Source organism: Tenacibaculum litopenaei (genome assembly GCF_964514025.1).
In the GTDB taxonomy this organism is placed as follows: Bacteria; Bacteroidota; Bacteroidia; order Flavobacteriales; family Flavobacteriaceae; genus Polaribacter; species Polaribacter litopenaei.
Map to the genome: position 1 here is coordinate 335,036 of NZ_CAZEQT010000009.1, position 26,781 is coordinate 361,816.

The following is a 26,781-nucleotide window of genomic DNA, read 5'->3' on the forward strand; positions in this document are numbered from 1 at the left end:
ATTACCTGGACCTTCCAGTTATGTGTTATTATTGATTTAACCAACAAAATGAACAAAAACAAAAAAACTTCAGTCAAAAGACTGAAGTTTGATTTCCCCTTAAAGATCGCTCAATTATTTTGAGTGACACTTATTTTATATTTTACAAACTCCTTGCCAAAAAAGTTCAATATTCACCACAAAATTGATAATCAACACTTAAAAAACTGATTGTCAAAAACCTAAAAAAACAAAAAAACCTTCTCATCATTCCGATCAGAAGGTCTATTTTTCCTCTTAAATTATCCGCTCAATTGTTTTGAGAGATACTTCAAAGATATACCGAGCCCCAAACATGCAAAAGGGGAATTCCGCAGTTAAAAATGCGGATTTCCGTAGCGTAGTTTTAAAGCATAAAAAAACCTTTAAGACTGCTGCCTCAAAGGTTTTTTATCTTTCCTCTTCTTTCGTTAGAATTTCTCCCTTTTAGTAATTCTGATACAAAGATAGCTGACAACTGCAGCGTAGAAAAGGGGATTTCCGCAGAAAGAAATGTAATTTTCCGCAAAGTACTAGTCTAAAATACCTAATTCCTTTGCTTTCAGCACTAAATCAGTGTTGTTATTTGCATTTAAGTCCGTGCGTAATTTTGCCAATTTACTTTCAATAGCACGAATTTTAACCGCATTATTACCTTTCATAATCACACCTTCCATATTCGAAATTTTGGTGTGCTTAGGAAGTTCTTTTAAAATTTGAATGGCTACATCATCCATCTGGATCTCTACCATAGCCCTTTTTAATAATTTTTCGTGAATTTCATGTGTGTAATACACCTGATCTGCCAACATTTTTTGAATCGCAAAATTCAATTCATTAGTGTTGCATTGTCCCTTTAATATATAGGCCAAAGGATTTAAATTGTGTACTACATTATATACTCTATTCGTTTCTGAATGCCCAGTAATTACCCCAATTTTAATAGGAAGATTCTCCTTTTGTATGGCTTTAATCAAACTCTCACCGCCGTCGATATTCATATTATCACTGCCATTGTCAAAGCTTAAATCTGTAAATAATATGTGGTAAGGATCTGTTTTTGCATGCGCTTTCACCAAGCTTAACGCTTCATCACAAGAGTTAGTGCTCGTGATATCCAGCCCATCAATATCACGAAGATACGACAGTATCCCCTCGATAATTAGTTGATGGTCATCAACAAATAGTATTTTGGTTTTCTTAGACATTTAATGGTATTTGAATGTGGGTTTCGGTTCCAGTACCCCGTTCACTGGTAATGGCAAAACTCCCTTGAAGCTCCTCTACCCGTTCTTGTAGGTTCTGTAATCCTATTCCTTTTTTGCTACTACTCGTGTCAAATCCGACACCGTTGTCAGCAACATTCAAAAGTACATTTTTTTTGTGTATTGAAAAAGTGACCTCCACTTTTGATGCCTCCGCGTGATTTTTACTGTTCTGTATCGTCTCACGTAAGCAAATATAAAGCAAGCGCTTAATAGCACTGTCTACCTCTTCCCAGTCATAATCGTTGATGCCCTTTACAAAAATTCGAAAATCCATCTCGAAATAGTCAGAAACCAAATTAATAATTTGATCTTTAAAACCGACTTTCTTGAAACTAACACTGCTTAACTGATGCGATAAATTACGCACATTGTCTTTGACAGCATTCAATTTTGTCGCCTCTTCTAAAAGATTTGATTTTTCAAGCTTGCGATGTAACAAACGCAAATCTCCCGCCACCTCATCGTGTAAGGCTTTGGCAATTTGCTTGCGCTCCTGCTCCCGAGCTTCAGCCTTTTGTAACTGCGCCTGGAACAATAATTTCCTCCTTCTAAATACAAATACAGTAATGGTAAACCCTAAGCCTACAAATGCTAACAACGCCGCTAGCCAACCGATTATCTTTTGTTGCTTGTGACGGACAATCTCGTCTTGGTTACGCTGATTTTCTGACTTTAAAAAAGCATTTTCCTTTTCCTTTTTCCCAGTTTCAAAACGTATACGCGCAAATTGATTTTTTAATCCACGCTCTTGTTGCAGTAAACTATCACTTAATTTTAAATATTGATTAAAATTCAATTTTGCCTCTTCTCCTTTTTTTATTTCAGATAAATAGATTAAAGCTTTTAACCAACTTTTATTATTATGGGATGTTTTTGCATAGTAAACAGCCTTATTTAGATGTGAATCAACTAAACCAATATTACCTTCCGACTTATAATAATCGGCTAAATTTAAATGAATGGTACTTAAATCATAGAATTCTTTTTGCTTTACTCTGATATCTAAAACTTCCTTGTATTGTTCAAGAACATTCTTTTTATTTCCGCTCAAAAAGTTACTTGCTGCCAAATTCTCCAATAATAAGGCATACTGAATAGGAAAACTATCCTTAATATTCTCAAAAGATAATCCTTTCTTGAAATAAGAAATTGCTTTTCCATGCTTATTGATATCTTGATATAATAATCCTAGATTGTTAATTGTATATAAATAATCCCTATCCTTTAACTTCGTTTTCTTTGATAGTGAATTAAATTTCAGTGATTTTTCATAATTCTCTATTGCTCGATCAATCTGATTGAACTCGCTAGATATTATTCCTAAATTATTATAAACATTTCTGACAAATCCATAATGTCTCCCAGGTTCTAAATACAACAGGGCTTCTACCGAGCTAATTTCACTACCAATAAAATCCTTAGCTTCACGCTGCATGTTGGCCAAACTTAATAAACGTCTGCCAACTTCTAAAGAATCCTTTAATTTAATGGATGTTTTTTTTGATTCATGATAATAATAATAGGCACTATCAGAGATAAACTTTAATCTATAAAAAAGTGCTCTGTAGTGATAATGTTTTGCCAAAGCCATCGAATCATTTTTAATCCTATAAAAATTAAGTAAATGCTTAGCTGACTTCTTTAATTCAATAGTATCCTTGGCAAAATATGCCTTTAGCCCTATGTCAATTATTTTTTGCTTACTGTTCTCATAAATTGTATCCTTGACCTGAGCATTTAACGATAATGAAAATATAATAAAGAGGAAAAATATTCGTGGTAACATATTAACTAATCAGTATTTAATTGAAATACTTTTAACATGTAAAAATTAAAAATTTATTTTGAATAATAACATCAAATGAGAGCTAAAAAGCTCTCATTAATCAAATATTCTTTAGTATGAAAAAGAAATAGTACCTAACCACCTCCTTCTCCTCCACCGTTTCCGTGAGTTCCACCAGTGTTGTCTCCGTTTCCAGTTCCTGTTCCTTGGCCTCCGCCATTTTGGAAGTCATCGCCTCCACCTAATCTCATAGCTTGCTGTTTTAAAGTGTAACCGTTTTTCATTTTGTTATTTTTTATATCTAATAAAGTTTCCTTAAAAATAACGCTTTCTATGATTAATCAAAAGACTTTAACTCTTTTTCATCGTTTTTATTGTACAATTCAACAAAAAAGCAGTTTAACAGGTATATTTTAGTCTATTTTTGGTGTTTTTAGTACTATTCATAAGGCTTAGCGCCACTAAGTAGCCAGAAAAATCAACAAGCTTGTCCCCTCCCCAGATTTGGATGTAATGGTCAATTCTCCTCCAATTTCCGTCAATCGCGATTTGATGTTCCGCAATCCTATACCTTCACTCGCAGTCACCGGATCAAAACCTCGTCCGTTATCCGAAATTTTAAGGGTGAGCATTTCTTTTTGCTGCTGAAATTCTATTCGTACCTCCGTTGCGTTCGCATGCTTAATTACATTTTGTACCGCTTCCTGAACCACTCTGAGTACATGCCATAAAACCGTTGTTTCTATCAGTTCCCAACGGATTTGAGGATCCGTAGTTATTTGGTACTCCAAGGATACTGCTTCACATTGAAGCTCCATCGACCTTTTTAAGCCCGTAATAAAATCTTCGTCTTTGGGTAATTCTTGTTGCAAGCGGTGCGAAACATCACGGATGTCTTTTTCTATCTGTTGAAGCTCGTTTAAGTATTGTTGGTATACCTCTGACACGCCTTCTGGTGCCTCTTGAAGCTGTACCATTCCCAAGCCAAAACGCGCTCCAAAAAGCCTTCCTACAATGCCGTCGTGCAACTCCTTGGCTATGCGATCGCGTTCTTCAAAACGAGCTCGCTCTTTTTGCAATTGCGCTTTGTGAAGGAGCTCTTTTCTTCGCAGTACAACGAGCAAACCACCTATGATTAACCCTAATAAACTCAAGGCTGCAAACAACCAACCAAAGAGCTTTTGCTGCTTTTGAAAACGAATCTCTTCTTTATTGGCTTTATTTGTTGCCAGCAATTGCTGATTTTCCTCTTCTTTTTTTTGAGTTTCATAACGTATTCTCGCAAACTGATTTTTTACGGTGCGCTCATTTTTTATCAAGCTGTCGTTTAAGTGGATGTACTGACGCATATAGGCTTTGGAGGTCTCCCCTGAGGTTAGATCTGATAATTCTTCTAAGGCTTCCAGCCAGCGTCGATTATTATGTGACTTCTTAGCATAAAACAAAGCTTGTTTGGCATGTTTTAAAGCTTTCTTAGTATCCCCAATTGCTTTATAAAAGACTGTAAAGTTAATGTGAGATGTACTACACTCAAAAAAATCTTTATGAATCATCCTAATATCCAGCACTTCCTTATACATGGATAGTATCCCCCTTCTTTCACCATTCAAATATGAACTCGCTGCAAAATTCTCTATTAACAATGCATAAATCAAAGGGTGGTCAGTTTCCAAACTTTGACTCCTCAAGCCTTCCTCGAAAAACTGTAATGCTCTAATCTGATTTCCCTTTCTTTGATAAACCAAACCTATATTATTGATTAATCGTAATTCATCTCTGCCCCCTCTTCTAACATCTCGCACATTCTCACACATTAACCGTGCTTTGTGAAAATAACCTAACGACTTATTAAACATTGATTGTTCCATCGCTATTAAACCAAGATTAGTATACAGGGAAACAACAAACCTTTTATCCGATCTATTTTCTATGAATTTTAACCCAAGTATGGAGTTTGCTTCACTTCCTATGTAATCTTGAACTTCTCTTTGAAGATTAGCCATGCTCAACAAACGTCTACCTACTTCTAGTGAATCGCTTATTGCTATGGAAACATCGGCCGATTTTTGGTAATAATACATGGCACTATCCTGACGATAGATATTTTTGTTATAGAGAGCTCTAAAATGAAAATATTTCGCCAGTACCAACGAATCATTCCGCAGTGCATACAGCTGGGCTAACCTATCAATGGCTCGGTTTAAAACCACAGAATCTTTCGTAAAAAATGCATTTCGACCTCGTTTTACTACCGAGTCAAATTCTGCGCGGTAGTCTTGTGAAAAACTAGTAGAAACGCCAAAAACTCCCCAAAAAAATACGAGGAGTAGCGGTGTTTTAAAAAACTTTATCGAAGAGCTATTAGTTAAATTGTACGGCAAATTGTAGCTGTTTGTCCAGTTCCATTCGATGCTGCTCTTGCAAGCTTTCATCCCAGTTAAAATACTCCGCAAAAACCTTTAAGGCAAATTCCTTGTGTTTGTCTACACTTGGCTTGTCAAAAAATACGCGTCCTGTTCTTCGCATAAAGAAATCAGTAGGAGTACAGGTCATTTCGTGCTGAACTGTAAACCACAGTTCGGCATGCAGTAAACGCTCTTCCTTATTCGCATCGGTGAGTTCATCGTATTTGTCCAATATGACATCTACTTGCTTTCCGTAATTGTGAACTAAGTACTGCGCATTTTCCTTGGTAAACCCATCTTCTTTTATGCGTTTATATACTTGCTTGGCATAGCGTTGTACCGATTTGTAGTTTTGGAAAGGGCCTCCCGCCAAGACAATCTCCTCCGTTTGAATTTCGTCAAATTGCTGCTCAAAACGCCTCAACATTTTTTTGGCAACCAAATCTACTATGCGCTCCGCCATTTTGCGATAGCCTGTCAGCTTTCCTCCTGCAATAGATATCAACTTGGTATCAGAGACAAAAATCTCATCTTTACGCGACAATTCTGAAGCCGATTTTCCTTCTTCGTGAATCAAAGGACGTAAACCCGCCCAAGACGATTCAATATCATCAAGTGTTAGTGTTATTTCCGGAAACATATTATTTACAGCTTCTATCAAATACAAAGCGTCGACCACCGATGTAGTTACCTCGTCTTTGTTTTGTTGGTAGTTGGTATCTGTAGTTCCGAAATAGGTTACACGTCCTCTTGGAATGGCAAACATCATACGACCGTCGGGAATATCGAAATACACCGATTGTTGAACAGGTAATTTTTCGTGAGGTACCACCAAGTGCACTCCTTTAGTCAGGTGCAAGCGTTTTCCTATTTTCGAATTGTTAATTTGTCGCAATTCATCAACCCAAGGACCGGCAGCATTGACTACGTATTTGGCCTTGATGTCAAACTGCTCTCCGTCGAGTACATCTTTTACTTTGGCTCCCACCACGCGATTGTCTTCGTACAAAAATTCCGCCGCTTCTACGTAGTTCAAAATCTGTGCGTCGTACTGACTAGCCGTCTTCATCAACTCTATGGTTAATCGGGCGTCATCCGTTCGGTATTCTGCATAGTATCCCGCTCCGTTTAAAATTCCTTCAGGAAGTAAGGGTTCCTTTTCAAGTGCTTCCTCTTTGTCTAACATTTTTCTCTTATCATCCCCTTCTACTGAAGCCAAGATGTCGTATACCTTTAATCCGATGGAGGTTAACCACGACCCGTAAGTTCCGCCTTCAATTAGCGGTAAAATCATCTTTTCTGGGATTACTAAATGCGGTGCGAGTTTATGCACAATGGCGCGCTCTGTTCCGACTTCTTTTACCAACCAAAAATCAAATTGCTTTAAATAGCGCAAACCACCGTGAATCAGTTTGGTAGATTTACTACTGGTACCTGAAGCAAAATCATTTTTCTCTACCAAGGCCACTTTCATTCCTCTCGAGGCAGCGTCTAAAGCAATCCCGGCTCCGGTAATCCCTCCTCCAATAATAAGCATATCGAATTCGGTAGCTTGTAGTTCTTTTTTACAATTAGATCTGTTGAAAAATGAAAAGGTGTTCATGGTAGTAAGCTGTTTTCCAACAAAAATAACATAATTCAAAGGCATATAATATAAAAAGAGCTGAAAAATTCAGCTCTTTTCGTGGTCCCCCGGATTAAATAAATCAACAAATTATCTATTGACCAATCATCCTCCAGTTTTTATCGGCTTGGCGTACGAGTTCATTTGGTTTTTCTTCTAACCATAACTCTAAGGTATTGGTACCCCATGCGTTGTAAAACAGATATAATTTTCCGTCTCTAATCTCAAATGTTTTTGGATTGATCCCCACCTTCTCCCCTTTTTTTCCTATAGCATAGGCACAGTAACCGCCGTATTGCGGTACAAACTTTGTTGGGTCTTTTTTAAATGCAGCTAGATTTTCCGGATTCGAAAATCGAAATGTTGCCCCCTCGTATACTGTGGTGATTTTTTTACTTCCTTTAACGGCTTTGTTGTTAAAATACGCTACGACATCGTAACCATTAGCTACCGCTCCTTTCTTTTGATTAAAGCTCGTTTGTGCTGATACCAAAGAAGTTATCAGTAAAAAAATCCATACTAATTTAGTCATTTATTTTTTAATTTTTAAATTTTATTTCGCTCCAGTTTTTATCTCCTTGATTTTGTAACTGCTTTGTATCACCGTTTTTCCAGTCTGTTAACTTGTTAGAAATCCAAGAATTATAAAACAAATACAGTTTACCATCCCTTATTTCATAGGCCTCGGCGTCGATATACATCTTTTTCTTTTTAGCGGCAACTGCATAGGCACAGTACCCCCCGTATTGTGGAATATACGCCGTCGGATTTTTTTGAAAAATTTTTAGATTTTCGGCATTTGCAAATGCAAATTTGACACCGTCATGGGTGGTTTGAAACTTCTTTTTTCCTTTTACCGGTGCCGGTTTGGTAAAATACGATACTACATCATAGCCTTCAGCGATGAATCCGTTTTTGGTGTTGTAGTCTATTTGCTGTGCATACAGCCCGCAAGAAATTGTTAAGAACAAGAGTAGAATTGTGTTTTTCATGATATCGGGTTTGCTAAAAAAGTCGAAGAAGTTTGTATAAACTTACAGTTAATAGTTTTTTAAAAGATTCCAAGGAGCCTGTAGTAACTGGTTGCGAACCGGTTGAAGCTGCCCAAATTGCAGCAGTACAAATTCACTTTGTGAAGGGCGGAGAAACACGTAATCACCTACTGCTAAATCGCTAGTAGTATTGACCAAACTCTGGTTGGTAGACGCTCCAAACAGCCCGTTTTCTGTGGCATCCGGTGGATAGCAGTAGTTCGCTTTCCAATAGCCTCCGTAAATAAAATAAGAACGCCCCAATTTCTTTTTTAAAAAGCCCATGAGGCCACTTAAAAATTCTATCGCAGGAATCCGTGTTCCGTTTAATTTTTTCAAAATTGGAGTCGCAATAAAGCAGGCGGGTTGGTAGGCGGTTAAACTCGGGATGTCAAAGGTACTCGGCTTGAGTATACACGATCCTACTGCAATTTCATTGAGTACCGTATGGCCCGTTTTGTGCAGTTCCAACGTTGGGCTTCCTCCGCCATTGAATACCAATTCCGAATTACAGAGTTCCGGAAACTGTGAGGTAACCAGGTCAATGCATCGCTTGTATTCCGTATTGGCCATGCTAAATGCTTTTGAAGCAGAGCGCAGTATTTTTGGCAATTTAACCACGTGTGGGTCATAGCCCATAAACCCACTAAACTCCAAACAGTGCTGATACGATTGCAGTGTATGCAAAGCGCTAAACAGTGCTTTAAAAGAAAACCCTCCGCGGTGTAGTCCTATGTCTATCTCGAGAGAAACTCTTAATTTTTGACCTAACTTTTCCGCCAAATTTGCATAGGCTATCAATCGCTCTTCAGTATCTATGAGCCACTGCACTTGACTGACCGCATTGAAGGTCGCAGTTTCGGGCAGGTTCGTATAAAAGTACTCCGCAGTCGTTACGGGCATAGGCTTGCCTAACAAAACATCGGCAGTTTCGGACAGTAGAGGTACCAAGGCCGTCAGAAAGGGTTGGTGAAAAACCATGAGCCTTTCCGTTTGCGATCGCTTCATGATATAGTGCAACAATTCCGGAGAAGGAAGTGATTTCACAACCCATCGCAAGCCTTTCTGCTTTGGAAAATTTGCCAATACCGCCGCAATGTTCTGATCTAGATTGTCCAAATCAATCAACAAAGTAGGCAGTGCTCTGTTTTGAGCTTGCAAACTTTGTGTCAGTGTTTCAAAATACTCCATAGTCATCATTTACAAACCGAACAATTGCTGTACATAAGGATTTACAAAAAGCTTATCGGGATCCTGTTGCTTTTGAAAATTCAAAAAATCAATAAATTTCGGATAACTGCGCACCACATCTTCTTTTGTGAAGTTGTGCATTTTTCCCCAATGTGGTCGTCCTTGGTAACTCTTAAATATCGGTTCTAAGGCATCAAAGTACTCACGGTACTCTTTTTTATTATATACGTGACAGGCAATATAGGCCGCATCGCGTCCATAGGCAGGGCTCATGTAGATATCATCTTGACGTACCCATCGATTTTCAATTGGAAAATGCACGCGAAATTTTTTGGCTGCTAGTAGTTTCTTTATGTCTTTAAACACATCTTGGTAACACTCTGCAGGAACGCTGTATTCCATTTCGTAAAATTTCACCATTCGCTTGGTAGCGTACACCTTGTGACTCTGATATACCTTTGCCACATTACTAATGCTGGCTGCAGTTATTTTGGAAACCAGCTCATTTTGAGAAGGAAACCACCTAGCGTATTCACAAAAGAGTTTGAATACGTAATTCTCCAAAACGTATTCGGTCCAGTAATTGAAAAAATTCAATTTATCAGGCTCTGAATTCTCAGCGATGTTCGAAGTTTTAGTCCAAGCTGTTTCCGTATGAGGAATCCAGTAGAATTCAAAGTTTCTGTGTTTCTTTTTTCGTTCCTCTAAGCTTGCCAACACCTCTTGAATGGGTTCTTTTTTATTTTCCAAACGCAGGCGGTACGCAGGTACACATTGCAAGGTAATTTCCGTTATAATCCCCAAACACCCCAAAGATACTTGAGCTGCTTTAAACAATTCAGGTTGCTCTGACGGAGAACAACTTACGAGCTCTCCCTTTCCGTTTATAAACCGCAATGCAACGACCTGAGTACTAATAGAACCAAATCCTGTTCCCGTACCATGGGTACCCGTACTAATCGTTCCCGCAATTGATTGGACGTCGATATCTCCGAGATTTTCCATGGCTAAACCTTCTTGAAACAGCAAGGCTCCTAATTTCCATAGCTTAGTTCCAGCTTTCACCCGAACCTGATTTGTCGTTTTATCGACCTCTATAATACCTTGGTAGTTATCCAAGCTAATTAGTAATTCCGCAGTACTGCACAGCGGCGTAAACGAATGTCCTGTTCCTATTAAACGTATTCTGCGATGATTTTCAATCGCCTGCTGAACGAGTTGTTGCACCTCCTCTTGAGAGCTTGGAAAAGCTACCTCATTGGGATTCCAACGAACATTCTGTGCCCAGTTTTTTAAAGTTTTACTCATGATTTGAACGGTTGGTTAGTAGTTGTAAGTACGGAGCTATTACCTCTTCGTATTTTTCACTGAGCAGTTCTTTCACTCCACGCTCAACTGTTGAGTGGTGAATTACCAGGCCTTCAATCATACTGATCAATTGCTGGGCAACAGCGCTCGTACTAATACCTGTATGCAGCACTCCCGACTCTCTAGCTTGCGTGACTATGGTAAGTACCTCGTGGTGGTATACTCCTAAAGTAGCTTGTATGCGTTCGTGAATAGCTGCATCGCGTTCACTTGACAATTGAAACAAAAAATACTTGCGAATCGGAAACGAAACCCCTGAACCGGTTAGCTCAATAAAATGTAATAACTCAACAAAAAAGAAATAACGCTGTTGAATTCTTTTTTCAAAAGACAAGGCCACATCCTTCAGTTGTATTCTTTCAAAAAGCGAAAAAAAATACGAGTCCAACACTGCCAAATATATGTGGTACTTGCTGGGAAAGTGATGGTATACCGCTCCTTTTGAACTGTTTGCAGCCGTGATAATTGCCTGCAAACTGGTAGCTTCATAGCCCTTATTTAAAAAGAGCTCAAAAGCTTTCTCTACGATGACTTCTTTGTGATTTCTTGCCATTTTTTTATGCTAATCCTCTCAAATATAGCAAAAAAAACGAAAAACAGACCAGTCGGTCTGTATTTACTTTCCAGTGTATACCCTACAGTACCATGAGGTTACATCCACGAATATCCGAATTGTCGAAGCGACCAATAATTTCAAAACTACCGTCATCGTATACCTTACCTAGGTCTTGGGTAGCAATAAAAGAGCAGGAATTGTAATTTGCCAAATCAATGACATTGACACCTCCTGAGCGTCCCGGTGCGTGAATACTGAGTGCATCTTCTGGATCCCGGGTAAGTATGCGCATCCAAGGAGGACAGTTAAAAATGCCTTGACCTTTAGAATACCCTTGACTTAACAATTCCGTCATTCCGTATTCCGAATGGATTTCACCAACTCCAAACCCATCTTGTAAAATGCTGTGTAGTTCTTCTCGAATGAGCTCTTTTCTGCGGCCTTTCATTCCTCCGGTTTCCATTACTATGGTATTCTTTAGCTCAAATTGTGTGGTTTCAACAAGGTCTAGCAAGGCGAAAGACACCCCTATGAGTAAGGTCTTTTTTCCTGCTGCCTCCACCGCTCGCAGGGTTGTTGCCAATTCGTCTAAATTATTCAAATAAAATCCGCTTTCAGGATGTTTAGACTGCTTAATTAAATCGTCAACCATATACACTAGTGAAGAGCCTTGACGTTCGAGGTAATTAGGCAATAAAGCTAGTACGACCAAATCTTCAACTGAACCGTAGAAATGGTTAAACCCCTTGTTATAACTCTCTTCGTACCAACTGAGATCCGTAATATGATGTTTACTCGTCACAGTACCGGTAGTACCTGAACTGGAAAAACTCTGTTGTACGGGATCCTTACTGGCGAGCACCTCTTTAGTTTTAAAAAACTGGATCGGTAAAAACGGAATCTGATGTACTTCACGAACATCGGATGGATGGATGTAGAGCAAATCGCAAAACGAACGATACACCCTATTATTCGCAAACTGAAACTTAAAGATTTCTAAAGCACATTCCTTAAAATCTTCCTCTGACTGGATATTGAATACCTTGTTTTTCATAATCGCTACAAAAATACAAGTATTCTACGCAACCTTTTTAGTTTTTCCGCATCTAGCTATAAAAGAACGTTCATAAATACCATTTTTAAGTAGTCTACAACCTAAAAACATCTGTAACTATGATACGAACCGCATACTCAACATTACAAAAGCTCTTTCGCGTAGCCCATGGAAATGCGCACTCGAAAAAGCGACAAGAACGCTACCTCACCATTGCCTCGACACCTTGGGTGGTGAACGATGAAAACAAAGGGTGGTTTGTAAAAGATCGCGGAAGCTCACAATGGCAGCGATGGACCCTACCCATTCACGGATTTCACTACGAGTTATCGTATGAATACGAAGTATTGGTAAGCAAAGACTTTACACCCGATGCAACCGTCCCGAACTATTCTTTAGTCCGGATATTTACCAAAACGCAAAAAAACTCTCGAAATTTACCTCAACCTTTAGCTGTAAACTCATGAAAAAACTCATCGTATTTCTTATCGCGCTCAGTTTTCTGTCGTGCGAAGATTCCAAGCCCTTTACCAATACTTGTAACGCGAGCGATCCGATAACACAGTTGCCCTGGTTGCAAAGCATTAAAACGAGCTTAGAGCAGTCAACCACTGCCGGACAAAAGGAAATCATTCAGTACTTCTATAAAAATCAAACTGTTTACCTAGTAAACCCTTGTAAAGGCTGTGCTGACAATTTAATTACGGTATACAATTGTACCGGTGAAAAAGTATGTGAATTTGGCGGGGTTGCTGGCCTCAACACCTGTCCTGATTTTGAAACTACCAAAACCAATGAAATTATCTTATGGACAAAATAACAACACCCTTACTCGCAGTTGTAATAACACTTCTCCTCTTCAGTTGCAATGAGGTAGATACTGTACCTGCAAGTAGTCAGGAAAATGACCAAAAAGCACTGTTAGAACTCCTAACGGAAATAAAAAGTACAGCGAACAGCACTCCTTGTACCGATGCGACAACCTGGAAGTATACCGCCTATGGCAATAAGGCTTGTGGTGGCCCACAAGGCTACCTAGCTTACCCTACCAACATCGATACTACTTCCTTTTTAGCTAAGGTAGCTCGCTACACGCAAAAAGAACGAGCTTTCAACGAAAAATGGGGGATCGTTTCTGATTGTAGTATGACTCAAAAACCCGTTGGAATTCGCTGTAATAACGGGAGCGCTGAACTAATTTATTAGTATTTTTAAAAAAACTCAAAACTATTAACCTACAGGCTATCATAGAAAAATGCATTCAGCAAGACCGCAAGGCACAAGCAGAACTGTACCAACTTTTCGCTGCTAAACTCTTTGCCGTTTGCCTAAAATATTCCCGGAATTACCAGGATGCAGAAGATACCTTACAAGATAGTTTTATCAATATTTTTAAAAAAATACACCAGTTTAAGCACCGCGGATCGTTTGAGGGATGGCTAAAGCGATTGACCATACATACGGCACTACAGAAATTCAGAAAACACACGCCTTTGCAAATAGTAAAAGACGATGATGTAGAAGAAATTGAAGAGGTTGTATATGATGAAAACAGTGTACCCGTAGATTTTTTACTCGGCTGTATCCAAGAATTACCCGATCGATATCGCTTGGTTTTTAACCTCTACGTATTGGACAAGTACGCACACAAGGAAATTGCCGAACTGTTAAAAATTACCGTAGGAACCTCAAAGTCTAACCTTTCTAGGGCTCGTATGATTTTGAAAGAAAAAATTGAAGTACAGCAAAAAATACAAAAAGAAGCGTAAATGAATACTCAAAAAGACATAGATAGATTGTTTCAGGAAAAACTAGAAGGGTTTGAGGCACAGCCACGTCCAGAAGTTTGGGAACAAATCGAGGCGCGACTTGAAAAGAAAAAAAGACGCGTACTTCCTATGTGGTGGTTGTATGGCAGTGTGGCTGCCCTCTTGCTTTTAGCGTATTTGTTGTACCCTTTGTTCAGCGGAACCAGTCCTCAGCAAATTCCTGAAATCCCTGTAATTATCACGGAAGAACCCGTAAAGAGACCTCTAGATCAACCTAGTTTAGTTGTACCGGTTGATACTATTCATACGTCTGATGACGCTCCTGTAGAAGTCGCTACCAATTCGCCTCAACCGCGTTCCATGGGTGGCGCTTCCGGAGGAGTTCAAACAGCAACTAAAATTACTAACATCCCAAAACAACGAGATACTGGTACTGTGATTGCTTATGAAAAACCTTACGATGCAGCAAAAGAAGGGGTTGTATCGGATGTACTAAAAAGCGCTATGGAAAAGATTTTTAGTACCGATATTTCTACTGTTGACAACGATAGTTTGCAACGCGTAGCCAAGCATTCCAAAGCTAAAAAAGACTTTGTAAAGGCCATGGCAAACAAAGACAGTATAGACCTTCCGTCAAAATCGAAAAAAAGCTGGTCGGTAGCCCCTGTTTTTGCCTATACCCAAGCCAATTCATTTGGCAATGCATCACCTGTTGACCGCAGTTTAAATACTACCAAAACTCAAGGAAAAGATGCGTTTGCTTACGGACTCCGTGTTGCTTTACAACTCGATAAAAAATGGACCTTGCAATCGGGCGTAATACTGCAAAAAATGGGATTCTCTAATGGAAATCTCGCTGTTTTGCCGAATGTGCGCAATAGTGTCTTATCGGGAATCGAGTACGAAGGAGAAGCCGTGTACCTCGTGAATAACTCAGAAATTACGGATAAGGCTGTAGCCTTGAACACCGCTAATGTCAGCGCACAAAATGCGCAGTTAGTGCAAGACTATCGCTATATAGAAATTCCCTTAGAAGTTCAGTATACCTTCTTGGAAGGAACGCGATTCCGTTCGAAACTCGTCGGAGGTGTCAGTTCTTTATTTTTACAACAGAACCAAATTCTCTTGCACACAGAAAGCAGTTCGCGCGTGCTCGGAAAAGCGAATAACTTAAACAGTATTAATTTTAGTGGAAATATAGGTTTGGATTTTCAATACGACTTAAACGCTAAGCTCCAATTGAGTATCAACCCTATGTTTAAGGTCCCCTTTCAAACCTTCTCGAAAAATTCCAACGGTTTTCAACCGTACAACTTAGGAATTTATTCGGGACTTATTTATCAATTTTAATCCAATCATCATGAAAAAAATACTTTTACTAGGCTTGATATTTAGCTTTTTAACCAGCTGTTTAGACAATAAAAACTTGGCTGCTAAATACCTGCCTATCGACTCGTTTGAGACTCCCAGTAGTTTCACGTATAGAACTGTCGATACGATAAAAATAAAATATTCATTGCCCAATAGCTGTCATAGCTACCACAGTTTGTATTACCAATATCAAGATACTGCACGCATCATTGCTATCAGAGCTCTTGAAGATTTGGAATCGGCATGTATAGAACAAGTATTTGAACGCGAATTGATTGTTCCAATTCAGGTGACTCAGCGCCAATCTTATGTATTTAAGTTTTGGAAAGGGAAAGATTCAAACGGACAAGATCTGTACGAGGAAAAGGTAGTACCTGTAAATTAGTTCAAATATAACGCCTCCAAAGCAATACTGCTACTTGGAGGTGTTTTTATACCCTCAGCCAAACTGCCCTTGTAATTCTGCCACTTGCAATAAAGGCAGGTCGTTCAATCGCAAGTACACTTGAGCTACCGTTAGCATATCTAGTTCGCAATACCTCACAATTCTTCGAAGGTCTTTATCTCGATAATACACCCTTGCAACATCGCTGCCTTCCATAGCTGTTTTTGGCGAAGGAATTCCTAAAATATAGCTCAATAGCGCCAAGGAAGTATAATGTTTAAAATCACCAAATTTCCAGAGTTCCAAAGTATCTATATGATGGATCTCCCAAGGTTTTTTACCAAAAAATTCCAATGCCTTTGGCAGAATGATATTATGGATTAGCATGCGTCTTGCCAAATACGGAAAATCAAATTCTTTACCGTTGTGAGCGCAAAACAACAAGGTATTACAGTTAAACTCCTTGTACAAATACCTTTTAAAAGCCTTTAATAATTGATGTTCATCGCGGTGATAAAATGACTTCATACAGAATTTTCGAGTCGGTTCTAGGCTTGTAAAAAAGCCTGTAGAAATACAAATCACCTTTCCGAACTCTGCCCAAATACCAGCGCGTTCGTAGTAAATTTCTGGCAATACGTCTTTGCGCAGATAGGCGGTCTTTTTTTCGAACAACTGTCGCTCCGCTTCAGGTACCTCATTCCAGTGTTCAAAGCGAGGTACAGTTTCAATATCAATAAATAGCAATGTACTCAAAGTCCGCAGACAACTCGACCTCTCCGAACGCCGTGTAAACGGGGAATTCAGCCCCAACTTTTTCTTACCCATTTGGTCTTTTTTAGGTAATGTAGCATTTCTTAGCACAAAAAAAGAGAGCCATTTTTTAATGACTCTCTTTGGTGTAACTGACGGGCAGTTCTTTTATTTTACTACTAATTTCTTAGTCGCTGTTTTAGTTCCTTCGGTAACTTTTAATAAATAAATACCGGCATTCAATCCGTGAAGATCTATACGGTTTGTCAATCCTTTTACCACTTCGGTGTGAACTTTGCTTCCTAAAACTGTAAATACTTCTACCTTCTTTGCTTCGCTTGACGCTGTTGTCAACGCAAACTCTTTATCCAAAACTGGGTTTGGATAGGCAGCAAATCCGGCGATGCTATTTTTATCTATCGAGGCTGTTGCTCCTTTTGGAGTCACGTCTTTCCAAGAAGTTGCAATTCTCAACTCATCGAATAAAATACTCGGTGTTTCACTGGTTGAATCTTGACGCAATAAGAAACGTCCTAAACTACTTGGAATATCGTTTCCTGTAGCTGTTGCCTTTAACGTAGCTGCTGGTGCTGAGGCTGCTGCAAAAGAAGCCGGTGCTGGGTTTTCCCACAACAACAATTCTTTGCTCGTAAAATCAAATCCAACTACTAAAAACACTTCTTCGTTTGGAGTGTGTAAAGTACTTGTATAGCTCGCGCTGCTGCTTCCTGTGCTCATTCCGATTTTATACTTGGTAGCATCGGTAGCATCTTGCTTTAACCAAATTCTACCTTTATACGATCCTCCTGGCTCTGCTAAAACAGCAAAATAACCGCCGTTTGCATTGGTCAATTTCGTGATATCTGCAGCTGTAAATACAAATGACACATATACAGTACCTGCCTTTTGTTGGTAAAACTCTAGGTATGGATCAGCTCCAGCTCCGTCAAAACTCACCATGTTTCCTGTTGGATTTGGGAACTCTGCTGCTTGGTAAGGATTTCCTAAAGTGGCCGCTACTACTTTTACTTTGTCCGTTGAAGTTGACGTTGTTTGCCATAAAGCTGCATCTGTTAATTTACTGTCGGCAGCGTAATCAAACGTTTCTACAATTGGAAATGCTGTACAGGTAGGACTGTATAAAGTTCTCGAAAAATCACAGCTACTCGTAGCATCCCCAACGATGGTTACTTTTACGTCTGTCCCTTCCGTTAATCCGGTAAATGTGATTTTACCAGAAGCCACAGTGCTCGGGTTGTCACCTCCGATGGTTCCAACATCTGAACCGCCTACTTGTGCTTTAATCGTATAAGTAACCCCTGTATTTCCACCAGTAAAGGCAATTGATCCGCTGAAAGTATCGGTACCTGCTGTAAGTGCATCACAGGTCGTTTCGATAGCTCCAATAACTAAATCACAAGGTTTATTTACCGTGAAATTTCTGGTCACATTCACCGCTGTAGCTAAAGGATTTCCGCTGTTGTCTACCAACTCCATATAAACCTTATAACTCGTTCCAGCAGTTACATTAATACTGATGTCATTGGTATCGTATTTTGCTGCTTGTGCTACGTCATTCAATTTCCATTTGATATATCCATCTCCAGTACCACCGGTAGCCACGTTAAAATTGGTTACGTTAAACTTCACCGTTACGGTAGCTGCATAAGGTACTACTTGATTTTCGGTAGGTGAAGAAATGCTTAACGAAGGTGTTGAAGAACATCCGTTAAAGCTTCCTAAACTTCCCCACTCTGAATCTTTAGCCGTTACTATCCATTCAGAATCTCCTGCATTGGTTCCTGCAGAGGCTGCCCAATCTGCGTTCGGCTTACACACCGTTGCTTTACGCGTTAAGGTATGGTCTTTGGTTGCATTGGCAACACCTGCTACCTCCCAAGCTGTTCCTGGGTCAGTAGTAGGAACTCCTACCACATCGATTAAGGTAAAGGCTCCTGAACCGTTGTCTTTAAACAAACCTATAGCATCATCTCCATTATAGTGAACAGGACTTTCATAGGCTAATTTTAAATCTGCTTTCGCTAAAATAGTCGCATCGGCTGCATCTGTTGCAATCACGTATACGGCTCCGGCGTTTAAAGTTCCTGTCAAAGCCACATCTCTTTCGGCTTTCCAATCTCCTCCATTGTTAGATCCGCGAACTTTGTACTTCGATAAGTCCACATTCGCTCCCGTTCCATTGTAAATTTCGATAAACTTGTTATTACTACTCCCTTCAGCGTACATACTAATGTACAAATCAGTAGCCTGGCCAAAAGTTGCTTGGCAAAGGATTAATAATAATACAAAAAAGTAATTTTTTTTCATTTGCTTGTAGGTTTAATTTTTGTCGAACAAAATTATAAAACCGCAGCGCATTGTATATTAACTTAACGTTAAGTACCTGAAAAATAAAGGCTAGGACTCGTAGAAGTTTCAGTAACATTAAATCAACGTTAAGTTAAAGCACGATGCAGTCAAATTGTTATTTTATCGTTACTTTTGGGTATTATTACCTAAAAAAACACGTATGAATACTAGTGATATTAAGATTTTGTTGGTAGACGATGAGCCAGATATTTTAGAAATAGTTGGTTACAACCTGAAATCTGAAGGATATCAAGTTTTTACAGCAAATAACGGTGCTGAAGCAGTGAAAACCGCGAAGAAAGTAAGTCCTCATTTAATTCTGTTAGACATCATGATGCCAGAGATGGATGGTATTGAAGCTTGCGAAAAAATTAGGGGAATCAAATCGTTAGAAGATGTGATTATTTCCTTTTTAACGGCACGAGGAGAAGATTATTCACAGGTAGCCGGATTTGACGCTGGTGCTGACGACTACATCACCAAACCCGTAAAACCTAAGGTACTAGTAAGTAAGGTAAAATCACTACTCCGCAGGCTTAAAACGGAAGAACAAGCAGACGCTACGACAAAGATTGGTGATATTGTTATCAACCGCGATGAATACGTAGTTTTCAAGGGAGAGAATAAGATTTCTTTACCTAGAAAGGAATTCGAATTGTTTTCATTGCTGACCTCTAAACCTGGAAAAGTTTTTAAACGCGAAGTAATTTTAGACAGTGTTTGGGGTAATGAAGTTGTGGTGGGAGGTCGTACCATCGACGTTCACATCAGAAAGCTCCGAGAAAAAATTGGAGACGATTATTTTAAAACTGTAAAAGGTGTTGGGTATAAATTTGTACTGGAAAACGCAGACAAATAAGCCCCAAAACTTAAAAAAATACCATACACTAAGTAGATTGCCTTACCGCAATCTACTTTTATTATTTACACAGCAAAAGTAAAATTTCTTACTCGTGAAAATTAAAAAAACCTACAAATACGCGCTGTCTTCAGCCCTTTACTTGACCATACTGTCAATTACCTTTGCCGTTCTGTCTTATTTATTGTTATTTAAATACTTAGGATTTGTGACGGTGGTTATTTTTGGGCTCCTGCTATTTGTCATTTCATTTTTTGTCATTCAATACCGCGCCGAACATTTTATTTATCAGCGAATTAAAAAACTCTACGAGAACATTTCTATTTTAGATGTCAATGATCTCAAACGAAAAAAAGTTACTACCGATGTAGAAGCATTGACTAAAACCGTGCAGGAATACGTGGAGGGGAAGAGTGAAGAAATTGCGCATTTGACGCAAAGAGATTCTTTTAGACGCGATTTTCTTGGGAATGTTGCCCACGAGTTAAAAACTCCATTATTCACAGTACAAGGGTATATTCTAACGCTTATGGAAGGAGCGGCTGACGATGAAGAAATTCGTACAAAATACCTAGAACGCGCCAATAAAGGAGTCGAACGTTTGACCTCAATTATCAAAGATTTGGACATGATTGCCAAACTAGAAACAGAGGGTATGAAAATGAATATCGAAACCTTTAATATTTTAGAACTTATCCAAAACGTGTTTGATTTGTTCGAGATGAAGGCAAAAAAACGCGGAATCAAGTTGCTTTTTGATCGCGTTTATGAATTTCCCTTTTTCGTAAAAGGTGATATGGAACGCATAGAACAAGTACTCATTAACCTCGTTGTAAACTCTATCAAATACGGTAAAGTAGGCGGTATTACTACAGTGAGTATCGAAAATTACAATTCCAGAAAATTCATCATCAAGGTTACCGATAATGGAGAGGGAATTAAACAGGAACACCTTTCACGACTTTTCGAGCGCTTTTACCGCGTTGATCAAAGTAGATCACGCGAACAAGGAGGTTCAGGATTAGGACTCTCTATCGTGAAACACATCATCGAAGCACACGGAGAAACCATCCTGCTCAAAAGTAAATTCGGAGAAGGTTCTGAGTTCTCATTTACCCTAGAAAAAGCCGTTTAAAACCAAAAACCTAAGTTGAATAACCAATACTGTTCATCGTGGTCTGGTGACCAGGAATATTTAATTTCTATCGGCCCGATAAAGGTATCTACGCCATAACCAATCGCATACCCCGATTTGGTATTGTCAAAGAGTTTTCCTCCAGCGAAAATATCGTTTTCTACACGCGCATAGTTGGCTATAAAACTCGCAAAATGATTGGGTATTACGCGGTACCTAAACGCAAATTCTGACTTTAAGTACGACTGATCGTTGAGCATGCCCGTATCATATCCGTAAAAAGACACGAAATTATTGATGAAGTTTTTGTTATAGCCTCCCAAACGGAAATCAAATAATTCATTGGATAAGTTCCCCAAAGTATAGCCCGCTGAAGAGGTATATTGAAAAGTCAATCGGTCAAAAAATGTGGTCGCCACACCTATGCTTCCAGAAATTTGAGAAAACTGACTGTAGCCATCGCTTCCTTGCGGAAATTGTGCCATTTTTCGATTTCGGTCAGACCATACATACCATTTGAACCCGATGTCTGCATGGACACCTCGCGTAGGATAATAGGCGTGATCATAAGAGTCTAACTTTAAAAAACTATACAGGTTGATATAATTACTATTGTCAAAAATAGTTTCCTCTCCGTTGGTTAAAAAGGTATCAGAAGTGATTTTGATTCGCTTGTTTTCAACCCCCACACCAAAGGCAAATTTCTTATCAATAGTCGTTTGTAAATACAAGGCATTGGTAAAGTCTAAATACCTCAAATTTATAGAATTGATGTTCACATCTTCATCGAAGAAAAAAGAACCTTTAAATGAATTGTATCGCGAGGTAACCCCATAACTCGGCAGCAAACCATTATCGACAAAGTAATTGAGTTCGTAACGTATACGGTCACCGATACCGACATCAAAATTGAATTCGTCGTTCTGACGCAGCACTTTTTTATCGTGGTAGTTTAGCAATACCGCCGATTTGTACAACAGGTCGTAATGCAGTCCAAAACGCAAATACGATTTAATTTTATCTTCTTTTACAGTAAGTACTAGTTTTTTACCCTGAAATGACTTTTGGAAGTGATAATCAATGCGTTCAAAATTATTAGTAGCTGTTAACGAACTGATTTTTTTTGAAACATCTTTGTACGACACACTGTCTCCTTCACGCAATTGTAGCTTTCCTAAAACGTAATTGTCCGTGTAGTTTTTGTTTCCATTGATAATAATTCTGTCAACCAAAAATTTAGCATTGTTGTTGGGCTGTGTCAAAATGCGTTTCTTTCGCTTTTGTAGTTTAGCAATACTGTCAAACACCGCGTGGTAAGGTTTTGCTGCCCGAATACCCTCTTTCAGAATTTCTCCTTTTCTATCAAAAGAAATTACGCTGTATTCCAAAATATTAGGCTTGAGCGAAATGTCGAGTAATTTAACCTGCTCATCTGCTTTCTTATACATTTGGAAATTGATGATTTGCAGCAGCAAGGACGCCACAGACGACAACTCGTCTCTTTTTAGCAACTGCCCTTGAACGTTGACTCCAATAACCAAATCAACGGGTTTGGTACGCATGATATCGACGGGGTAATTGTTAACCACACCTCCATCTACTAACAGACGTCCGTCTATTTCTACAGGATTAAGTAATGATGGGAAGGCCCCACTGGCTCGGAGCGCCAAGGGCAATGATCCCTTTTCTAATACTACCTGTTTTCCGGCTTCTATATCTGTGGCAATGCAATAAAAAGGTATGGGAAGCTTAGAAAAATCTTCTATTTCGTCTACTGGTGAGAGGAGTTCTGTCAAAAAGTTAAGTACGTTTTGTCCTTTGGAGAGGCCCAAAGGCAAACCTACGCCTCCTTTTTTTATGGGCAGCGTAATGGCGTATTTTTCTCCGTATTGTTTCCTAAAAAACGGCTTAGCATCACGGGTAACCTTATCTTGTAACAAGGACATAAAATCGGCCTCATCAATTACCTTTTCAATTTGACTCGCCGAATATCCCGCGGCGTAGAGTCCACCTACTATGGCTCCCATGCTGGTACCACCGATATAGTCAACTTGCACTCCGGCTTTTTCCAGTTCTTTTAAAACGCCGACATGGGCAAATCCTTTAGCTCCACCTCCGCTCAACACCAATCCGATGCGGGGTTTTTCTTGGGCAAAAATCCCAGTGCTTAACAGTAGTAGTAATAGTAGCTTTTTCATAGGTTAATCTTTGTGGTAAAACTGATATACTTTTTGGGCTCTTGCATGCCCTACAACTTCCTTTAATTCTTCTAAACTAGCACTTTTCACCCGTTTTGCCGATTTAAATTTTCGCAACAGGTTTGTAATACTTTGTTTACCGATATCCGGTATTTGTTCCAATTCTGATTGAATAGCGCTCTTGCTTCGCTTGTTCCTGTGGAATGTAATTCCAAAGCGGTGCGCCTCATTTCTCAAAAATTGAATAATTTTTAGCGATTCTGATTTTTTGTCTAAGTACAGGGGAATACTATCACCGGGATAGTAAATTTCTTCCAAGCGTTTGGCAATACCAATAATGGCAATTTTACCGCGTAACCCCAGGGCATCCAAACTTTTCAATGCCGACGATAACTGTCCTTTACCCCCATCGATCACGATGAGCTGAGGCAGGGGTTTGTCTTCGTCCAACAAACGTTTATAACGCCTGTACACCACTTCTTCCATCGATGCAAAATCATCTGGACCTTCCACGGTTTTTATGTTAAAATGGCGGTAGTCCTTTTTACTGGGTTTACCGTCTTTAAAAACAACACAGGCAGCAACGGGATTGGTCCCTTGAATATTGGAGTTGTCAAAACACTCGATATGCCTCGGTTCAACTCGCAAACGCAAATCTTTTTGCATCTGTGCCATAATGCGCTTTACATGACGCTCAGGATCTACAATTTTCACCTGCTTAAACTGCTCTTGACGGTAGTATTTAGCATTCCGTATTGAGAGGTCAACAATGCGTTTTTTATCTCCCAATTTAGGAACTATCACTTTTATTTTTTCTCCTAAATCCACCTCAAAAGGCACGTACACCTCCCGCGAAAGGGAAGTAAAACGCTGTCGTGTTTCAAAAATAAAAAGCTCTAAGATTTCCTTATCTGTCTCGTCGAGCTTCTTTTTAATTTCTGTGGTATACGACTGAACTATAGCCCCGTTCATCACTTTAAAAAAGTTGACATAGGCGTGTTGCTCGTCCGAAATAATCGAAAAAACATCCACATTGTTGATCGATGGATTTACAATGGTTGATTTCGCCTGATAGTTTTGAAGTGCCCCTAACTTTTCCTTGATCTTTTGGGCCTCTTCAAACTTCATTTCAGCGGCGTAATCCATCATCACCTGATTAAAATACGCCAAACTGTCTTTAAAATTTCCGCGAATGATATTTCGTATTGCTTTGATATCACGTTGGTAATTTTCTTCTGTTTGCATGCCTTCGCAAGGGCCTTTACAATTTCCCAAGTGATATTCTAAGCATACTTTGTACTTGTCTGCTTGGATTTTTGTTTCGTGTAAATCGTAATTACAAGTGCGTAAGCTGTAGAGCTCTTTGATGAGTTCAAGAAGCGCTGTAACGGTTTTTACATTGGTATAGGGACCAAAGTATTCCGAACCGTCTTTTACGACTCTTCGCGTAGAAAACACCCTCGGAAATCGCTCTTTTTTTATGCATATCCACGGATATGACTTATCGTCTTTTAAGAGTACATTGTACCTAGGTTGGTACTTCTTTATCAAGTTATTTTCCAACAGCAAGGCATCCGTCTCGGTATCGACCACGATGTGTTCTATGCGCACAATTTTTCGTACCAAAATTCGGGTTTTACCGTGTTCGTGATTCTTGGTAAAATAAGAGGAAACGCGCTTTTTTAAATTCTTCGCCTTCCCTACATAAATTATGGTATCATTTTTGTCAAAATACTGATATACTCCTGGCTGATTTGGGAGTGTTTTTACTTGTAATTCTAATGCTGTTGGCATACTACGAAAATACGATTTTATAAAAAAATATGCAGCTAATAGCTTACTTTTATCCGTTCAAAATATAGCATGACTAGTCCAATCAATTTTTATACCAATCAGGTATCCCTCTTAGATAAAGAACTCGAGAAAACAAAAAAAACATTAAATAGCCTTCGCATAGGGCGCTTACTTGTCTTTTTAAGTGTTGCTGCTTGTATGTATTTCTATTTTTCTCAACCGTATATCCTCGTGAGCTCTGGTGCTTGCGGACTCGCTGTTTTTACGGTACTCGTCGTCCAATTTCAAAAGTTCAAGCACCGCTTAAAAATCCTGAATTTCAAGCGTGACTACAACCTGCGAGAACTGGCTGTGCTCAATGGAGATACTTCGGTGCTCACAAGCACCGGTAAAGAATTTTCCAATCCTTCACATTCCTTCAGTCACGACATTGATTTGTTTGGACAAGGATCTTTTTTCCAATACGTGAACAGGACGGTTACCCGCGATGGTAAACAACATTTAGCAACCTTGCTTACAAGTAATGACATCACTGAAATCGCCAATAAACAAGCTGCTGTAAAAGAATTGGCAGCAAAAGCTATATGGCGTCAAGATTTTTCTGCCAAAGCCAGTACTGTAAATTCTGACAAGACCACCGATGCTCTTATAGAATGGATTAAAAACTACCGTAGTGACTTGCCCAAATACAGTGCTTTTGTACCTTTAGTTTTTGGTGGTATTTCAGTAGTTACCCTAGTACTCACAGCATTCGGTATACTCCCCATAGGAGTGCTAGTAGCCCTGCTAATCAGTGGCCTTGCCATCAGTGTTACCCAACTAAAAAAAACACAAGCCATTTACACCCAAGCGAGCGCGGCGAAAGATTTGTTTAAGCAGTACCAACTGCTACTCGAAGAGATCGAAAATCAACAGTTTGAAGCTTCTTTACTCGTCGCAAAACAACGTGCTATTGAAAGTGAACAACGCAAAGCCTCGGCAATTATCAAGCAATTCTCAAAAATACTCGACGCCTTTGATCAACGCAATAATATCATTGTTGCTCTTGTTGGGAATGGGCTGTTTTTATGGGACTGGAAACAAGCTTACAAAGCTGAACAATGGCTGCAACATTATCAAATTCAAGTAGCCTCTTGGTTTGAAGCGGTACAGTTTTTTGACGCTTACAATTCTCTGGCGAATTACCAATACAACCACCCTGAATTTTGTACCCCAGAGTTACAATCTCACGATGCGGGAATTGAAGCCTCCTCTTTGGCTCACCCCTTACTGAAGCCAACGGTCCGTGTAGCCAATGATTTCGGAATACAGACAGCCGATTTCTTTATTGTAACTGGAGCAAACATGGCGGGAAAAAGCACCTTTTTACGCACCGTAGCACTGGCTATAGTCAGCGCCAATTGCGGTTTACCTGTTTGTGCGAACTCGTTTAAATACCGTCCTATCAAACTCATTACCAGCATGCGAACGGCCGACTCGCTCGCAGAAGATGAATCGTACTTTTACTCTGAACTCAAGCGACTTAAATTTATCGTAGATACCATTAAAACAGATCGTTATTTTATTATTCTCGATGAGATTTTAAAAGGTACCAATAGCTTTGATAAAGCACAAGGTTCAAAGCAGTTCGTTCACAAGCTGAGTCGTTCTAATTCAACGGGAATCATCGCTACCCACGACGTTAGCCTGTGTGAACTCGCAACGGAAGTTCCGAGCATCCACAATTACTTTTTTGAAGCTACGATTACTGGGGACGAATTGAGTTTTGACTATACTATGAAAACCGGAATTTGTAAAAATATGAATGCTTCGTTTTTACTCAAAAAAATGGAAATCGTTTAGGACT

General features: G+C 39.3%; 24 protein-coding genes. 9 read left to right on the forward strand and 15 right to left on the reverse strand.

Annotated features, from left to right (window positions below):
• Positions 1-551 precede the first annotated feature (551 nt).
• The 11 genes from ACKTS5_RS19750 to ACKTS5_RS19800 all read right to left on the reverse strand — a co-directional run bounded on the left by ACKTS5_RS19750 (position 552) and on the right by ACKTS5_RS19800 (position 12,301).
• Positions 552-1,226 carry a response regulator transcription factor gene (locus ACKTS5_RS19750; RefSeq protein WP_408045613.1) on the reverse strand — a complete coding sequence of 225 codons (675 nt, stop codon included), beginning with the start codon at positions 1,224-1,226 and terminating at the stop codon, positions 552-554.
• On the reverse strand, positions 1,219-3,072 hold the full coding sequence (locus ACKTS5_RS19755; RefSeq protein WP_408045614.1) for a tetratricopeptide repeat-containing sensor histidine kinase: 1,854 nt from the start codon (positions 3,070-3,072) through the stop codon (positions 1,219-1,221). The genes ACKTS5_RS19750 and ACKTS5_RS19755 overlap by 8 nt, the downstream gene beginning before the upstream one ends.
• A 134-nt stretch (positions 3,073-3,206) precedes the next feature.
• The gene (locus ACKTS5_RS19760) at positions 3,207-3,356 is read right to left on the reverse strand and encodes a hypothetical protein (protein WP_408045615.1); all 150 of its coding nucleotides are present in this window, start codon (positions 3,354-3,356) and stop codon (positions 3,207-3,209) included.
• Between the two features lie 177 nt (positions 3,357-3,533).
• Positions 3,534-5,453, reverse strand: coding sequence for an ATP-binding protein (locus ACKTS5_RS19765; protein ID WP_408045616.1), 1,920 nt, complete (start codon positions 5,451-5,453; stop codon positions 3,534-3,536).
• Positions 5,434-7,080 carry a glycerol-3-phosphate dehydrogenase/oxidase gene (locus ACKTS5_RS19770; protein WP_408045617.1) on the reverse strand — a complete coding sequence of 549 codons (1,647 nt, stop codon included), beginning with the start codon at positions 7,078-7,080 and terminating at the stop codon, positions 5,434-5,436. Before ACKTS5_RS19770 ends, ACKTS5_RS19765 begins: the two co-directional genes overlap by 20 nt.
• A gap of 115 nt (positions 7,081-7,195) precedes the next feature.
• A complete protein-coding gene (locus ACKTS5_RS19775; protein ID WP_408045618.1) occupies positions 7,196-7,633 on the reverse strand; it encodes a YHS domain-containing (seleno)protein in 438 nt (145 codons plus the stop codon).
• 7 nt (positions 7,634-7,640) lie between these two features.
• Positions 7,641-8,093, reverse strand: a complete 453-nt coding sequence (locus tag ACKTS5_RS19780; RefSeq protein ID WP_408045619.1) for a YHS domain-containing (seleno)protein — start codon at positions 8,091-8,093, stop codon at positions 7,641-7,643.
• Positions 8,094-8,141: 48 nt separating this feature from the next.
• Positions 8,142-9,323, reverse strand: coding sequence for an alanine racemase (locus ACKTS5_RS19785; protein WP_408045620.1), 1,182 nt, complete (start codon positions 9,321-9,323; stop codon positions 8,142-8,144).
• Between the two features lie 9 nt (positions 9,324-9,332).
• Complete coding sequence (locus ACKTS5_RS19790; RefSeq protein ID WP_408045621.1) at positions 9,333-10,631, reverse strand: D-arabinono-1,4-lactone oxidase; 1,299 nt, start codon at positions 10,629-10,631, stop codon at positions 9,333-9,335.
• Complete coding sequence (locus ACKTS5_RS19795; RefSeq protein WP_408045622.1) at positions 10,624-11,244, reverse strand: TetR/AcrR family transcriptional regulator; 621 nt, start codon at positions 11,242-11,244, stop codon at positions 10,624-10,626. Before ACKTS5_RS19795 ends, ACKTS5_RS19790 begins: the two co-directional genes overlap by 8 nt.
• An 82-nt stretch (positions 11,245-11,326) precedes the next feature.
• Positions 11,327-12,301, reverse strand: coding sequence for a LuxE/PaaK family acyltransferase (locus ACKTS5_RS19800; protein WP_408045623.1), 975 nt, complete (start codon positions 12,299-12,301; stop codon positions 11,327-11,329).
• A gap of 119 nt (positions 12,302-12,420) precedes the next feature.
• Here ACKTS5_RS19800 and ACKTS5_RS19805 point away from each other — a divergent pair, with 119 nt between their 5' ends.
• The 6 genes from ACKTS5_RS19805 to ACKTS5_RS19830 are packed head-to-tail and all read left to right on the forward strand — an operon-like array spanning position 12,421 to position 15,826.
• Complete coding sequence (locus ACKTS5_RS19805) at positions 12,421-12,768, forward strand: DUF4377 domain-containing protein (protein WP_408045624.1); 348 nt, start codon at positions 12,421-12,423, stop codon at positions 12,766-12,768.
• Positions 12,765-13,121 (forward strand): DUF6970 domain-containing protein, encoded by a 357-nt coding sequence (locus ACKTS5_RS19810; protein ID WP_408045625.1) that lies wholly within the window; start codon positions 12,765-12,767, stop codon positions 13,119-13,121. Before ACKTS5_RS19805 ends, ACKTS5_RS19810 begins: the two co-directional genes overlap by 4 nt.
• Positions 13,109-13,507 (forward strand): hypothetical protein, encoded by a 399-nt coding sequence (locus tag ACKTS5_RS19815; RefSeq protein ID WP_408045626.1) that lies wholly within the window; start codon positions 13,109-13,111, stop codon positions 13,505-13,507. Before ACKTS5_RS19810 ends, ACKTS5_RS19815 begins: the two co-directional genes overlap by 13 nt.
• A 23-nt stretch (positions 13,508-13,530) precedes the next feature.
• On the forward strand, positions 13,531-14,070 hold the full coding sequence (locus ACKTS5_RS19820) for an RNA polymerase sigma factor (RefSeq protein WP_408045699.1): 540 nt from the start codon (positions 13,531-13,533) through the stop codon (positions 14,068-14,070).
• Positions 14,071-15,420 carry a hypothetical protein gene (locus ACKTS5_RS19825; RefSeq protein WP_408045627.1) on the forward strand — a complete coding sequence of 450 codons (1,350 nt, stop codon included), beginning with the start codon at positions 14,071-14,073 and terminating at the stop codon, positions 15,418-15,420. It abuts the gene before it with no gap.
• A gap of 10 nt (positions 15,421-15,430) precedes the next feature.
• On the forward strand, positions 15,431-15,826 hold the full coding sequence (locus ACKTS5_RS19830) for a hypothetical protein (RefSeq protein WP_408045628.1): 396 nt from the start codon (positions 15,431-15,433) through the stop codon (positions 15,824-15,826).
• A gap of 54 nt (positions 15,827-15,880) precedes the next feature.
• On the opposite strand, the gene ACKTS5_RS19835 is transcribed toward ACKTS5_RS19830, so the two are convergent.
• Both ACKTS5_RS19835 and ACKTS5_RS19840 read right to left on the reverse strand, forming a co-directional pair.
• Positions 15,881-16,654 carry a ribonuclease H-like domain-containing protein gene (locus ACKTS5_RS19835; protein ID WP_408045629.1) on the reverse strand — a complete coding sequence of 258 codons (774 nt, stop codon included), beginning with the start codon at positions 16,652-16,654 and terminating at the stop codon, positions 15,881-15,883.
• Between the two features lie 93 nt (positions 16,655-16,747).
• A complete protein-coding gene (locus ACKTS5_RS19840) occupies positions 16,748-18,907 on the reverse strand; it encodes a T9SS type A sorting domain-containing protein (RefSeq protein ID WP_408045630.1) in 2,160 nt (719 codons plus the stop codon).
• Positions 18,908-19,109: 202 nt separating this feature from the next.
• Here ACKTS5_RS19840 and ACKTS5_RS19845 point away from each other — a divergent pair, with 202 nt between their 5' ends.
• Positions 19,110-19,808, forward strand: coding sequence for a response regulator transcription factor (locus ACKTS5_RS19845; protein ID WP_408045631.1), 699 nt, complete (start codon positions 19,110-19,112; stop codon positions 19,806-19,808).
• A gap of 94 nt (positions 19,809-19,902) precedes the next feature.
• Complete coding sequence (locus ACKTS5_RS19850) at positions 19,903-20,943, forward strand: sensor histidine kinase (protein WP_408045632.1); 1,041 nt, start codon at positions 19,903-19,905, stop codon at positions 20,941-20,943.
• On the opposite strand, the gene ACKTS5_RS19855 is transcribed toward ACKTS5_RS19850, so the two are convergent.
• Complete coding sequence (locus ACKTS5_RS19855; RefSeq protein WP_408045633.1) at positions 20,940-23,141, reverse strand: patatin-like phospholipase family protein; 2,202 nt, start codon at positions 23,139-23,141, stop codon at positions 20,940-20,942. The genes ACKTS5_RS19850 and ACKTS5_RS19855 overlap by 4 nt on opposite strands.
• A gap of 3 nt (positions 23,142-23,144) precedes the next feature.
• On the reverse strand, positions 23,145-24,935 hold the full coding sequence (gene uvrC / locus ACKTS5_RS19860) for an excinuclease ABC subunit UvrC (RefSeq protein ID WP_408045634.1): 1,791 nt from the start codon (positions 24,933-24,935) through the stop codon (positions 23,145-23,147).
• 69 nt (positions 24,936-25,004) lie between these two features.
• On the opposite strand from uvrC, the gene ACKTS5_RS19865 reads away from it, so the two are divergent.
• The gene (locus ACKTS5_RS19865) at positions 25,005-26,777 is read left to right on the forward strand and encodes a MutS-related protein (RefSeq protein ID WP_408045635.1); all 1,773 of its coding nucleotides are present in this window, start codon (positions 25,005-25,007) and stop codon (positions 26,775-26,777) included.
• Positions 26,778-26,781: the final 4 nt, after the last annotated feature.